This is a genomic window from Sphingopyxis sp. BE235 (assembly GCF_031457175.1).
Lineage (GTDB): Bacteria > Pseudomonadota > Alphaproteobacteria > Sphingomonadales > Sphingomonadaceae > Sphingopyxis.
Map to the genome: position 1 here is coordinate 242,730 of NZ_JAVDWC010000003.1, position 13,658 is coordinate 256,387.

General features: G+C 65.1%; 12 protein-coding genes. 11 read left to right on the top strand and 1 reads right to left on the bottom strand.

Going from position 1 to position 13,658, the window contains the following annotated elements:
- Positions 1 to 193 precede the first annotated feature (193 nt).
- A complete protein-coding gene (locus J2X38_RS14815) occupies positions 194 to 748 on the top strand; it encodes a sigma-70 family RNA polymerase sigma factor (RefSeq protein WP_082639700.1) in 555 nt (184 codons plus the stop codon).
- A gap of 139 nt (positions 749 to 887) precedes the next feature.
- Here the strand turns inward: J2X38_RS14815 and J2X38_RS14820 are convergent, their stop codons facing one another.
- Positions 888 to 1,682, bottom strand: a complete 795-nt coding sequence (locus J2X38_RS14820) for a response regulator (protein ID WP_058537368.1) — start codon at positions 1,680 to 1,682, stop codon at positions 888 to 890.
- Positions 1,683 to 1,889: 207 nt separating this feature from the next.
- On the opposite strand from J2X38_RS14820, the gene J2X38_RS14825 reads away from it, so the two are divergent.
- The 10 genes from J2X38_RS14825 to purU all read left to right on the top strand — a co-directional run bounded on the left by J2X38_RS14825 (position 1,890) and on the right by purU (position 13,639).
- Positions 1,890 to 3,437: a GAF domain-containing protein gene (locus J2X38_RS14825; RefSeq protein ID WP_310255191.1), complete on the top strand. Its 1,548-nt coding sequence runs from the start codon at positions 1,890 to 1,892 to the stop codon at positions 3,435 to 3,437.
- 50 nt (positions 3,438 to 3,487) lie between these two features.
- Complete coding sequence (locus J2X38_RS14830; RefSeq protein WP_310255192.1) at positions 3,488 to 4,738, top strand: putative DNA modification/repair radical SAM protein; 1,251 nt, start codon at positions 3,488 to 3,490, stop codon at positions 4,736 to 4,738.
- Positions 4,735 to 6,162: a UdgX family uracil-DNA binding protein gene (locus J2X38_RS14835; RefSeq protein WP_310255193.1), complete on the top strand. Its 1,428-nt coding sequence runs from the start codon at positions 4,735 to 4,737 to the stop codon at positions 6,160 to 6,162. The genes J2X38_RS14830 and J2X38_RS14835 overlap by 4 nt, the downstream gene beginning before the upstream one ends.
- Positions 6,162 to 7,175 (top strand): ligase-associated DNA damage response exonuclease, encoded by a 1,014-nt coding sequence (locus J2X38_RS14840; protein ID WP_310255194.1) that lies wholly within the window; start codon positions 6,162 to 6,164, stop codon positions 7,173 to 7,175. Before J2X38_RS14835 ends, J2X38_RS14840 begins: the two co-directional genes overlap by 1 nt.
- The gene (locus J2X38_RS14845) at positions 7,172 to 8,740 is read left to right on the top strand and encodes a cisplatin damage response ATP-dependent DNA ligase (RefSeq protein ID WP_310255195.1); all 1,569 of its coding nucleotides are present in this window, start codon (positions 7,172 to 7,174) and stop codon (positions 8,738 to 8,740) included. The genes J2X38_RS14840 and J2X38_RS14845 overlap by 4 nt, the downstream gene beginning before the upstream one ends.
- A gap of 218 nt (positions 8,741 to 8,958) precedes the next feature.
- Complete coding sequence (locus tag J2X38_RS14850) at positions 8,959 to 9,573, top strand: superoxide dismutase (protein WP_310255196.1); 615 nt, start codon at positions 8,959 to 8,961, stop codon at positions 9,571 to 9,573.
- 209 nt (positions 9,574 to 9,782) lie between these two features.
- Positions 9,783 to 11,162: an L-serine ammonia-lyase gene (locus J2X38_RS14855; RefSeq protein WP_310255197.1), complete on the top strand. Its 1,380-nt coding sequence runs from the start codon at positions 9,783 to 9,785 to the stop codon at positions 11,160 to 11,162.
- A 104-nt stretch (positions 11,163 to 11,266) separates the two neighbouring features.
- Complete coding sequence (locus J2X38_RS14860) at positions 11,267 to 12,379, top strand: S-(hydroxymethyl)glutathione dehydrogenase/class III alcohol dehydrogenase (RefSeq protein ID WP_310255198.1); 1,113 nt, start codon at positions 11,267 to 11,269, stop codon at positions 12,377 to 12,379.
- Between the two features lie 7 nt (positions 12,380 to 12,386).
- Positions 12,387 to 12,770, top strand: coding sequence for a VOC family protein (locus tag J2X38_RS14865; protein ID WP_310255199.1), 384 nt, complete (start codon positions 12,387 to 12,389; stop codon positions 12,768 to 12,770).
- On the top strand, positions 12,770 to 13,639 hold the full coding sequence (purU, locus tag J2X38_RS14870) for a formyltetrahydrofolate deformylase (RefSeq protein ID WP_310255474.1): 870 nt from the start codon (positions 12,770 to 12,772) through the stop codon (positions 13,637 to 13,639). The genes J2X38_RS14865 and purU overlap by 1 nt, the downstream gene beginning before the upstream one ends.
- Positions 13,640 to 13,658 lie beyond the last annotated feature (19 nt).

Genomic DNA, 13,658 nt, shown 5'->3' on the forward strand with positions numbered 1-13,658 from the left:
ACAATGTCAGGCCCGGCCGGCGTCGGTTACTGCCTCTTTGGGTGCGCTTTTGGTTCCCATAAGGGATTCAACCCGCTAAGCCCCTGGTCTATTCAGCGGTGCTTCAGGGCGCCCAAGCGATCAGGATTGTGTGACTAGCGACGAAACGCCTCAGCCGCTCGACGATGCCAGCTTCAAGCGTGAACTCGCGGCGATGTTGCCGCATCTGCGCGCATTCGGGCGCAGCCTGACGGGTAACGCCGACCTTGCCGATGACCTGGTGCAGGAAACGATGCTGAAGGCGTGGAAGGCGCGCGCGCAATATGTGCCGGGGCCCGCCAGCATGAAGAGCTGGGCGTTCGTCATCCTGCGCAATTGTTTCCTGTCGCAGATGCGGCGCAAGAAATTCACCGCCGAATATGACGAGCTCGCCGCCGAGCGGTTGCTCGTCGCGCCCGACGATCAGGACGACAGCCTGCACCTGGCCGACGTGCAGCGCGCGCTGATGATGCTGCCGGTCGACCAGCGCGAGGCGCTCGTGCTGATCGGGGCCGGGCAATTATCCTATGAGGAAGGTGCGGCGATCTGCGGCTGCGCGGTGGGCACGATGAAGAGCCGCGTATCGCGCGGCCGTACCGCGCTGCAGGCGATATTGGAGAGCGGCGAAATGCCGCGGCGCAGTACCGACGTCATGCCATCGAGCGAGGCGTTTCGCACGATCATGGACAATGTCGATCAGCTGACCGCGAACGGTCCCGCCGGCGATTGACGAAAATTGCCGTCATTCCCGCGAAGGCGGGAATCCCGCTCCTTGTGCCGCGTCTGGTAGGACGGCTACCCGTATCGCAGGCAGGATAAAGCGGGATTCCCGCCTTCGCGGGAATGACGAATTGGGAGAAATGGAGCCTTTACGCCGCGAGCTGCGGGGTGAAGAGCAGGCTCTGGCTGATCGCCGCGCGCACGGTGTTTTCGCGGAACGGCTTTGAAATCAGGAAGGTCGGCTCGACGCGGCCGCCCGTGAGCAATTTTTCGGGAAAGGCGGTGATGAAGATCGCCGGGACCGGCGCGATCGCCAAAATGTCCTGCACCGCGTCGATCCCCGACGATCCGTCGGCAAGCTGGATATCGGCGAGAACGAGGCCTGCGTCGGTCCGTTCGAACGCGGCGACCGCATCCTCATGCGTCGTCGCGATGCCCGCGACGCGGTGGCCGAGATCGCGCACGATCTGTTCGAGCTCCATCGCGATCAGCGGCTCGTCTTCGATGATCAGCACCGAGGTTTGCGATTCGCGGTCGAGTTCGCCGACCGCATCGGCGAGCAGCGTTTCGACCGTCGGCCCGTCGGTGCCCGTGATCAGCCCGGCCTCCTCGACCGAAAAGCCCTCGAGCGCGGTGAGCAACAGAATCTGCCGGCCGAGCGGGGTGATCTGGACGAGGCGCCGATGCGCGGCGCGGACGAGCGGGTGCTCGCCCTCATCGCTGTCTTCGCCCTCGTCGATATAGGCGCTTTCCCAGATGCGGTGAAAATTGCGGTAAAGGTCGATCCGGGTGCCGTCGCCGCTGTGGAATTCGTCGGGGGCAGCGACGATGACTTCGAGCGTCGTGTGGACGAAATTGTCGCCATGCTGCTGGCTGCCCGTCAACGCGCGCGCGTAACGGCGCAGGAAAGGCAGGTGCCCGCGAAGTTCCTCACCCAATGTCATCAAAATTGCTCCCTCTTGTGACCAGTCATACGCCTCCCGGCGCGGGTCGGTTCCGCCTGGCGGCGTAAAGAGCGACGCCGGCCGTTGCAACTTGTCGCGCCCCAATGCGTAGAGTCAGCCGGGACGCGATGAAAATGCGGCGTAAGTAAGTGGAATATCACCGCTTTCCTGTATCGCCGCAAGCATGCTTTTGTAGGGACCATTTTCATGGCAGAGCGGCGCCCCGAGGATATGAGCGATGCGGGGCCATCAGCATCGCAGGGCAGCGAGGGACGAGGTTTGGCGGACGGGGGAGACGAAGCTGCAGCACGCGCCGAAAGGCTGCGTCTCGACACGCTTCGCGAATATCGCATCATGGACACTCCGCCCGAACAGGCGTTCGATCGTGTGACGAAAATGGTCGCCGACCTGTATGGCGTGCCGATCGCGCTGGTCTCGCTCGTCGACGATTGCCGCCAATGGTTCAAGTCGGCCTATGGTCTCGATACCCCCGAAACGCCGCGCGAGTGGAGCTTTTGCCAATATGTCATCGCCGACGACCGGCCGGTGATGGTGACCGACGTGTTGGGCGATCCGCGCTTTCGCGACAATCCGCTGGTGACCGGCGAACCGCACATCCGCTTCTATGCCGGGGTGCCGCTGCGCGCTTATAACGGCGCGATCCTGGGCAGCCTTTGCGTGATCGACCGCGATGAGCGCAAAGCGCTCACCGATATCGAGCTCGAACGGCTCGAGGATTTCGCCGGGATCATCATGGCGGAAGCCGACCTGCGCCGGATCGGCGCCGAGCGCGACGAGGCGCGCCGCACGCTCGAACGCGCGCTCGATTTTTCGGGAATCGCGTCGTGGCAATATGATCCGCGGACCGACCGGCTGCGCACGCAGGGCGCCGGCGCCGAACTATGGGGTTCCGAATTCCAGGCGATGCTGGCGACCGGCAACGGATTTTTCGACCTGGTGCATCCCGACGACCGCGCCGCGTTGCGCGAGATATTGAAGGAAGCGATCGCGAACGGCACGCCCTATGCGGCCGAATATCGCGTCCTCAATCCCGAGCGCGGGCTGCGCTGGAATGCCGTGCGCGGCGACTGGGACGTGCGGGCGGACGATGCGATGCTGACCGGGGTGAGCATCGACATCACCGAACAGAAGAGCCGGCAGGAAAATGCCAATCTGCTGATGCGCGAACTGCACCACCGGATGCGCAACCTGTTCGCGACGGTCAGCGCGATCATCTCGTTGACCCGCCACGCCGCGCGTGACGTCGACGATTATGTCGAACGGATCAGCAGCCGGCTCGACGCGCTCAACCGCGCACAGAATGTGCTGCTCGGCGCCAATTTCATGACCGGGTCGATGCACGCGCTGATGCGCGAGGTCGAGGCGGCCTTTCCGCGCATCCGCTGGTCGGGTCCCGACCTGCTGCTGCCCGAAAATGCGCTGGTCGCGATGGCGCTGGTGTTCAACGAACTCGCGACCAATGCGGTCAAGCATGGCGCACTGATGAACGACGGAGGACGCGTCGAGATCCACTGGTCGCAGGACCCGGAAGGCAACGAGTCGCGGATGTTTCGCCTGACCTGGACCGAAACCGGAACGCAGGGGTTGGTCGGGCCGCCCGACCGTACCAGTTTCGGCACGTTGCTGATGGAACGCAGCGTGCGCAACAATCTGGGCGGCTCGATCGCGCGCCACTGGGAGCCGACCGGGCTGGTGGTCGACATCGCGCTGCCCGCAAAGTGGCGCGAGGCCTAAACGCGCCGAACCTATTTGTTCTCTCTATGTTCCCATGCTAGACATGAGACATGTCCGCTAAACCGATTCTGGAAAAGCTGGCCGTGCTGGCCGATGCGGCGAAATATGACGCGTCGTGCGCGTCGTCAGGGACGGTAAAGCGCGACTCTGTCGCGAGCAAGGGCATCGGGTCGACCGAGGGCATGGGCATCTGCCACAGCTATGCTCCCGATGGCCGATGCATTTCGCTGCTCAAGATCTTGCTGACCAACTTCTGCATTTACGACTGCCGTTTTTGCATCAACCGCGCGTCGAGCAATGTCGAACGCGCGCGTTTCAGTCCGCAGGAGGTCGTGCGGCTGACGCTCGATTTCTACAAGCGCAACTATATCGAAGGGCTGTTCCTCTCGTCGGGGATCATCCGCTCTGAAGATTATACGATGGAGCAGCTTGTCGAGGTCGCGCGTATCTTGCGCGAGGAGCATCGCTTTCAGGGCTATATCCATCTGAAGACGATCGCGGGCGCCGATCCCGGACTGATCGCGCTAGCGGGACTCTATGCCGACCGGCTGTCGACCAATGTCGAACTGCCGACGGAGGCGGGCCTGTCGAGCTTCGCGCCCGAGAAAAAGCCCGAGACGATCCGCAAGACGATGGCGTCGGTGCGCGTCGGCGCCGAGGATGCGATCGAGGCGGCGAAGAGCCGGCTGATCGGCAAGGCGACCCCGCCGCGCTTCGCGCCCGCGGGGCAATCGACGCAGATGATCGTCGGCGCCGATGCGGCGCGCGACGACGACATTTTGAAGACCGCGACGAACCTCTATTCGGGCTATCAGCTCCGCCGCGTCTATTATTCGGCGTACAGCCCGATCCCCGATGCGAGCAGCGACCTGCCGCCGGTGCGTCCGCCGTTGATGCCCGAGCACCGCTTATATCAGGCTGACTGGCTGCTGCGTTTCTATGGCTTCGAGCGCGCCGAGATCATGGAGGGTGCGAGCGGCGGCATGCTCGACCTCGCGATCGATCCCAAGCTCGCATGGGCGCTGATGCGGCGCGAGGCGTTTCCGGTCGACATCAACCGCGCGCCGCGCGAGCTGCTGCTGCGCGTGCCGGGGCTCGGCACGCGCGCGGTCGATCGCATCGTTACGGCGCGGCGGCTGGGCAAGCTCAGGCTCGGCGACCTCGCGAAGCTGACCGCGTCGGTGAAGAAAGTTCTGCCCTTCATCGTTACCCTCGACTGGCGGCCGGGGAAGCTCACCGACAGCGCGGACCTGCGCGCGCGGTTTGCGCCGCCGCCCGAGCAATTGGCGTTGGCGCTGTGAGGGAGGTCATTCTCGCCCAGCCCGGCGATTTTGCCGAATGGCGGAGTGCGGCGAGAAGTCTGCTCGCGGGCGGCGTGGCGCCCGAGGATGTCAGCTGGCGTGGCGGCGAGGACGGCGCATCGCTGTTCGGCGACGCGGTGATGGCAGCGCCCGCGGGCGCGGTGTCGCTGCCGCGCGAATTGCTCGAAATCGCCGAGCGCGTGATCTGCCATCGCGATGCCGAAGTCCCGGCGCGGCTCTACCGGATCATCTGGCGCGCGGCGCGCGACCGGCAATTGCTGGCGCGCACCACCGATGCCGAGGTCGACTGGCTGCGCAAGGCCGACAAGGCGATCCGCCGCGATGTGCATAAGATGCATGCGTTCGTGCGCTTCCGGCGGCTCGGCGAGGAGGCGGGACGCGAGAGTTTCGCGGCGTGGTTCGAACCGTCGCATCGCATCCTGCGGCTGACCGCGCCATTTTTCCAGCGCCGCTTCTATGGCATGGACTGGGCGATCGTGACGCCCGATGCGCGCGCGATCTGGCAGGGCGAGAATCTGAGCTACGGCCCCCGCGGGACGAAGGAGGAGGTGCCCGACAGCGATATCGTCGAGGATCAGTGGCGCACTTACTATGGCGCGATCTTCAACCCCGCGCGGGTGAAGATCGACGCGATGCGCGCCGAAATGCCCAAGAAATATTGGAAGAACCTTCCCGAGGCGCAGGATATCGCGCCGTTGCTCGCGGGCGCCGGGGCGCGGGTGGAACGCATGCGCGAAGCGGCCGTTTCTCTCGCGAACCCCTTGACCGATAAATGGCGGACGCGCGTGCCCGACGAATTGGCCCTCGACGACGATGTGAAGACGCTGAGTGACGTCGCGGGCGCGGTTGATCGCTGCACGCGCTGCCCGCTCTATTGCAACGCGACGCAAGGCGTGGCGGGCGAGGGGCCGAAGGATGCACGCATCATGCTCGTCGGCGAGCAGCCGGGCGATCAGGAGGATTTGCAGGGGCGGCCGTTTGTAGGACCCGCGGGGCAGGTGTTGAACGAGGCACTGGAGGAGGCGGGGCTCGACCGCGCGCGGCTGTTCCTGACCAACGCGGTCAAGCATTTCAAGTTCGAGCCACGCGGCAAGCGCCGCCTCCACCAGAACCCGACGACGGGCGAGATCGACGTCTGCCGCTGGTGGCTCGACAAGGAACGCGCATTTGTTCAGCCTGACCTGATCGTGACACTGGGCGCGAGCGCGCTGCGCGGGGTGACGGGCAAGAGCGCGAGTATCAAGTCGATGCGCCGTTCGGTGCATGAACTGGAGGGAGGCGGCAAGCTGGTCGCGACGATCCATCCGTCTTTCCTGCTGCGTCTTCCCGACCGTGAACGCGCGGCTGCGGAGCGCAAAGCGTTCGTCGCCGACCTGATCCGCGCGCGGAAACTCGCCGCCTGATGGCCAGGCCCAAATCTTGGATCGAGCCGCAAGGGAGCGGCATTTATGTGAAACCCGCCGACCTGTGGATCGACCCTTCGCGCCCTGTCGAGCGCGCCGCGGTGACCCATGGCCACGCCGACCATGCGCGTAGCGGCCATGGCGCGGTATTCGCGACCCCCGAGACGCTCGCAATCATGGCGTTGCGGTACGGCGTCGATGTCGAGGCGAGCCATAATCAGGCGTTTGAATATGGCGACGGGTTCGAGCGCGGCGGGGTGCGCTTCAGCTTCCATCCCGCGGGGCATGTGCTCGGCAGCGCGCAGATCTTGATGGAATATCAAGGCGAGCGGATCGTGGTGACCGGTGATTACAAGCGGCGGCCCGATCCGACGTGCGCCCCGTTCGAGGTCGTGCCGTGCGATATCTTCATCACCGAGGCGACCTTTGGATTGCCGGTGTTTCGCCATCCGCCAACCGCCGACGAGATCGCGAAGCTGATCGGCGCGGTGCGCGCCGAGCCCGATCGCTCGATACTCGTCGGCGCCTATGCGCTCGGCAAGGCGCAGCGGGTGATCGCCGAATTGCGCGGTGCGGGATGGGATGCGCCGATCTTCATCCACGGCGCGCTCGAACGTATGTGCCAGCTTTATGCGGTGCACGGCGTCGATCTCGGCGAGCTCCGGTTGGTGAGCGAGACGGACAAAGCCGAGATGGCGGGGCAGATCGTCCTCGCGCCGCCCTCGGCGCTGAATGATCGCTGGTCGCGGCGGCTGCCCGATCCGGTGACCGCGATGGCGTCGGGCTGGATGCGCGGGCGCCAGCGCGCGCGGCAGCGGATGGTCGAACTGCCGCTGGTGATTTCGGATCATGCCGACTGGGACGAACTGACGACGACGATTTCGGAGGTGAACCCAAAGGAAAGCTGGATCACGCACGGCAGCGAGGACGGGCTGCTGCGCTGGTGCGAGCTGCATCAACGCAAGGCGCGCGCGTTGCACCTCGTCGGCCGCGATCTGGAGGAGGAGGCGTGAAGCGCTTCGCGGCCCTGATCGACCGGCTGATCTACACACGCTCGCGCAACAGCAAGCTCGCGCTGATCGTCGATTATCTGCGGCATGCCCCCGATCCCGACCGCGGCTGGGCAATCGCGGCGCTGACCGAGAGCCTCGATTTCCCGGCGGTGAAAGCGGGGACGGTGCGGACGTTGCTGGCGACCCGCGTCGACGAGGAATTGTTTCGTCTGTCGCGGCACTTTGTGGGGGATACGGCGGAGACAGCGGCATTGCTCTGGCCCGATGCGCCGGGGAAGAAGGAAGACCTCACAGTTTCGGCGGCGGTCGACGCGCTGTCGGCCGCGAGCCGCAGCGATGCGCCTGCGGTCGTCGCCTCGCTCCTCGACCGCCTCGACGCCGACGGGCGCTATGCGCTGCTGAAACTGGCCTTGGGCGGGATGCGCGTCGGGGTGTCGGCGCGGCTTGCGAAACAGGCGTTCGCGCAGGCGTTCGACGTGCCCGTCGACGATGTCGAGGAGCTGTGGCACGCGATCCCGCCGCCCTATGCGCCGCTGTTTGCGTGGGGCGAGGGACGGGCGGAGCGGCCCGACCTTGCCGACGTCGCCTTCTTCCGTCCTTTCATGCTCGCGCATCCATTGGAAGAAGAAAGCGTCGACCTCGCCGACTATGCCGCCGAATGGAAATGGGACGGCATCCGCGTCCAGATCGTGCGCGGTGGCGGTGAGACGCGGATCTATAGCCGCGGCGGCGAGGAGATCAGCGGGGCGTTCCCCGAACTGGTTTCGGCGTTCGATCAGAATGCGGTGATCGACGGTGAACTGCTTGTGCGCGGCGAGGTGCAGGGCGGCGAAGCCGCGAGCTTCAACGCGCTGCAACAGCGGCTCGGGCGAAAGACCGTCTCGAAGAAGATGCTCGCCGATTATCCGGCGTTCGTGCGCGTGTACGATCTGCTTGCGGTCGACGGCAATGATCTGCGCGGGCTGCCTTGGACCGAACGGCGTCGGCAGCTCGAAGCGTTCGTCCCGCGGCTCGCCGACAGCCATTTCGACCTGTCGCAAGTAATCGATGCCGCCGATTTCGGCGACCTCGCCGAGCGCCGCGCGGGTGCGCGCGATGCGGCGATCGAGGGGGTGATGCTCAAGCGCCGCGACGCCCCTTACGTGGCGGGGCGCCGCGCGGGTCTCTGGTATAAATGGAAGCGCGATCCGCTTACCGCCGATTGCGTGATGATGTACGCCCAAAGGGGCAATGGACGCCGCGCGAGCTTCTATTCGGACTATACCTTCGGTTGCTGGTCCGACGCGGGCGAGTTGCTACCCGTCGGCAAGGCCTATTCGGGCTTCACCGACGAGGAATTGAAGTGGCTCGACAAGTTCGTGCGCGACAACACGCTGAACCGCTTCGGCCCGGTGCGCGAGGTCGAAAAATCGCTCGTGCTCGAAGTCGCCTTCGATTCGATCCACGCGTCTAAGCGCCACAAGTCGGGGCTCGCGATGCGCTTTCCGCGCATTTCGCGCATCCGCCGCGACAAGCCCTCCGAAGAGGCCGACCGGATCGCGACATTGCAGGCAATGGTGACGTAATTCTCCCCTCCCTTTTAGGGAGGGGGTGTTGCGAGGCGCGTGACTCGCAGCACGGGTGGGTAGGCGGCCAAGGAAGAACGCCTGCGGCGACCCACCCCTAACCCCTCCCTAAAAGGGAGGGGAACAATAGGAAAATTTGCGGTCACAGGGTTGCAACCCGCGGCCGCGATACCGAGTTTAAGGCCGCAAACCCCCTCGATAATAAAATGGAGACTGCCATGACGATCGCCCATCCTCCCCTGCCGTACGCCCAGGACGCGCTCGAGCCGCATATCTCGGCCGACACGCTGGCGACGCACCATGGCAAGCATCACAAAGCCTATGTCGACAAGACCAACGCCGCGATCGAAGGCACCGACCTCGCGTCGAAGCCGCTCGAGGAAATCGTCCACCACGCCGAAGGATCGGGCAACAAGGGCCTGTTCAACAATGCCGCGCAGGCATGGAACCACGCTTTCTATTGGGAAAGCCTGAGCCCGTCGAAGACCGCGCCGAAGGATGATCTGCTCGCCGCGATCGAACGCGATTTCGGTTCGCTCGATGACCTGAAAAAGAAGCTCAAGGAAACCGCGGTCAACCATTTCGCGTCGGGCTGGGCGTGGCTCGTCTCGCGCGACGGCACGCTGTCGGTCACCGACACGCACGATGCGGGCACCGAGCTGGTTGCGGGCATCAAGCCTTTGCTCGTGATCGACGTGTGGGAACATGCCTATTATATCGACCGCAAGAATTTGCGTCCGGCCTATGTCGACGCGGTGGTCGACGACCTGCTCAACTGGGATTTCGCGGCGGAGAATTTCGCGCGCGATACGACCTGGACCTATCCGGCCTGATCTGATGATCCTCCCTGTGGCGAAGCCATGGGGAGGTGGCAGCGCGAAGCGCTGACGGAGGGGCAATGACGCACCGTCGCTGCCCCTCCACCACCTTCGGTGGTCCCCCTCCCCATCGCTGCGCGACAGGGAGGATTTATTGCAAGCCGTAACGAAAATTGGCCCGCGTGGGCCTATCGGGATCGTCCGCCTTCTCCTATAGGGCCGCCATGACGATCAGCCTGTTCGAACTCTTCAAAATCGGTGTTGGACCCTCCAGCTCGCATACCGTGGGCCCGATGGTTGCCGCCCGGCGTTTCACCGTCTGGCTCGACGAGGCCGGGCTTCTTGGCAAGACGGTGCATGTCGAAGCCGACCTTTATGGCTCGCTCGCATTGACCGGCAAGGGCCACGCCGCCGACACCGCGATCGTTGCAGGTCTCGCCGGCGAAATCCCCGCATCGACCAGCCTCGCCGCGATCAAGGCGCATTGGGACCGGGCGGAGAGCGAAGGCTTTATCTACCTGCTCGGCCGCCAGCGCGCACGCTTTCAACCGAAAAGCGACCTGCATTTCCAGATGCGCCAGCGCCAGCCCTTTCACAGCAATGCCATGAGTTTCACCGCGCGCGACGGCGATGGCGAAATCCTCGCCAAGCGCATGTATTTTTCGATCGGCGGCGGCTTCGTCGTCGACGAGGATGAGGCGGGGCGCAACAGCCGCGGCGCGGAGGATGAGGTCGAACTGCCCTTCGCCTTCACCTCGGGCGCCGACCTGCTCGAAATGGGCGCGGCGTCGGGCAAGAGCTTCGCCGAAATGATGCTCGAGAATGAACTTGCGCACCGCAGCCTCGAAGAGGTCGAGGCGGGGCTCGATGCGATCGCGGGTGCGATGGACGCGTCGATCGATGCGGGCTGCTGCAGCACGGGGGTCCTGCCCGGCGGGCTGAAGGTCAAGCGCCGCGCGCCGCAGATCGCCGACGACATTCGCAACCGCCACGAGGCGAATCTGACCGATCCGCTCGCGATGATGGACTGGATCAACCTGTGGGCGATGGCGGTGAACGAGGAAAATGCCGCGGGCGGCAAGGTCGTCACCGCGCCGACTAATGGCGCGGCGGGGATCATTCCGGCGGTGATCCGCTTCTACCGGCGCGGCTATCGCGGCGACGATGCGGGGGTGCGCACCTTCCTGCTCGCCGCGGGTGCGGTCGGCGCGCTCTACAAACGCAACGCCAGCATCTCGGGCGCCGAGGTCGGCTGCCAGGGTGAGGTCGGCGTCGCCTGCTCGATGGCGGCGGCGGGGCTGACCGCGGCTTTGGGGGGCACCAACGCACAGGTCGAAAATGCCGCCGAAATCGGCATGGAGCATAATCTCGGCCTGACCTGCGACCCGATCGGGGGGCTCGTCCAGATCCCGTGCATCGAGCGCAACGCGATGGGGTCGATCAAGGCGATCGACGCGAGCCGCATCGCGATGATCGGCGACGGCACGCATGTCGTCAGCCTCGACACGGTGATCGCGACGATGCTGCAGACCGGACGCGACATGCGCGACAAATATAAGGAAACGTCGAAGGGCGGGCTCGCGGTCAGCGTGGTGGAGTGCTGACGCGCTGATCTTCTGACAGCGATGCCATAGCTATGTTTCCGCGGGCTTGCTCTTGCATTGCGGCGGCGTTTGCGGGATGGGAACGCGCGAAAGGGAGATACGCCATGAAGACCCGTGCCGCCGTTGCGTTCGAAGCGAAGAAGCCGCTCGAGATCGTCGAGCTGGACCTCGAAGGCCCGAAGGCGGGCGAGGTGCTGGTCGAGATCATGGCGACGGGCATCTGTCACACCGACGCCTACACGCTCGACGGCTTCGACAGCGAAGGCATCTTCCCGAGCGTGCTCGGCCATGAGGGCGCGGGAATCGTGCGCGAAGTCGGCGCGGGCGTGACGAGCGTTGTTCCCGGCGACCATGTGATCCCGCTCTACACCCCCGAATGCCGCCAGTGCAAAAGCTGCCTGTCCGGCAAGACCAACCTCTGCACCGCGATCCGCGCGACGCAGGGCAAGGGGCTGATGCCCGACGGCACGACGCGCTTCAGCTACAAGGGCCAGCCGATCTTCCATTATATGGGCTGCTCGACCTTCTCGAACTTCACCGTGCTGCCCGAGATCGCGGTCGCGAAGATCCGCGAGGACGCGCCGTTCCAGTCGAGCTGCTACATCGGCTGCGGCGTCACCACGGGGGTTGGCGCGGTGATCAATACCGCGAAGGTGCAGGTCGGCGACAATGTTGTCGTCTTCGGGCTCGGCGGCATCGGGCTCAACGTGATTCAGGGCGCTCGTTTGGCCGGTGCCAACAGGATCATCGGCGTCGACATCAACCCCGCGCGCGAGGAATGGGGCCGCAAGTTCGGGATGACCGATTTCCTCAATACCAAGGGCATGAGCCGCGAAGACACGGTCGCCGCGATCGTCCAGCTGACCGACGGCGGCGCCGATTACACCTTCGATGCCACGGGCAATACCGAAGTGATGCGCACCGCGCTCGAAGCCTGCCACCGCGGCTGGGGCACCTCGATCATCATCGGCGTGGCCGAGGCGGGCAAGGAAATCGCGACGCGTCCGTTTCAGCTCGTCACGGGGCGCAACTGGCGCGGCACCGCGTTCGGCGGCGCCAAGGGGCGCACCGACGTGCCGAAGATCGTCGACATGTATATGACGGGCAAGATCGAGATCGACCCGATGATCACGCACGTCATGGGGCTGGAAGAGATCAACAAGGGCTTTGACCTGATGCATGCGGGTGAGAGCATTCGTTCGGTCGTGGTGTTCTGAGGCCGGCATGTTCAGCCATGTGGCGCTGGGCGCCGACGATATCGAAGCCGCGCGCCGTTTCTATGACGCCGCGCTGGGCGCGCTCGGGGTGCCGCCGGGCGTCGTCGACGAATGGGGCCGGCTCATCTATTCGCACGCCGGCGGGCGCTTTTTGCTGACGAAGCCGCTCAATGGCGAAACCGCGAGCGGGGCCAATGGCGGAACGCTGGGTTTCGTCGCGGCGTCGACCGAGGCGGTCGATGCGTGGCACGCTGCGGGCGCGGCGAACGGCGGCACGACGATCGAGGACCCGCCCGGCATTCGTCAGGTCACCGCGGGGCGGACGGTCTATCTCGCCTATCTGCGCGATCCTGCCGGCAACAAGCTGTGCGCGACGCACCGGCTGGCGTGATGGAAATGGACCAGCCCGCCTTTGTCCTGACTTTCAGCTGCGTCGATGCGGTCGGTATCGTCGCGGCGGTGACCGGGCTGCTCGCGGAACGCGACGGCTTCATCCTCGACAGTCAGCAATATGCCGATCTCGATTCGGGGCGCTTTTTCATGCGCGTCGAGTTCCGCGGTGCCGGGCCACGCTTTCCCGGCGAACTGGCCGCGGTGCAGGAAGCGTTCGCACCGATCATCGAACGTTTCGCGATGGATGCGCGGATCAGCGACAGCCGGGTCAAGCCGCGCTTCGTCATCGCGGTGTCGCAGGGCAGCCATTGCCTCAATGACCTGCTCCACCGCTGGTCGACCGGCAATCTCGCGATCGACATCGCCGCGGTGGTGTCGAACCACGAGCATCAGCGGCGGCTGACCGAATGGCACAGCGTGCCCTTCCACTACTTGCCGGTCAGCGACGCCAACCGCGCCGAACAAGAGGCCGCGATCCTGCAGATCATGGCCGATGCGGGCGCCGAGCATCTGGTGCTCGCGCGCTATATGCAGGTGCTGTCGCAGGATCTGTCGGCGAAGCTGTCGGGGCGCTGCATCAACATCCACCACAGCTTCCTGCCGGGCTTCAAGGGCGCCAAACCCTATCACCGCGCGCACGAGCGCGGGGTCAAGCTGATCGGCGCGACTGCGCATTTCGTGACGAGCGACCTCGACGAGGGGCCGATCATCGAACAGGCGGTCGAGCGCGTCGACCACCGCGATTCGGTCGACGAATTGATCCGCATCGGGCGCGATACCGAAGCGCAGGTGCTGGCGCGCGCGGTGCGCTGGGTCGCCGAGCAGCGCGTTTTGATCGATGGCCGCAAAACCGTGGTTTTCCGTTAGGAGCCTTAAGCGGCGCGCC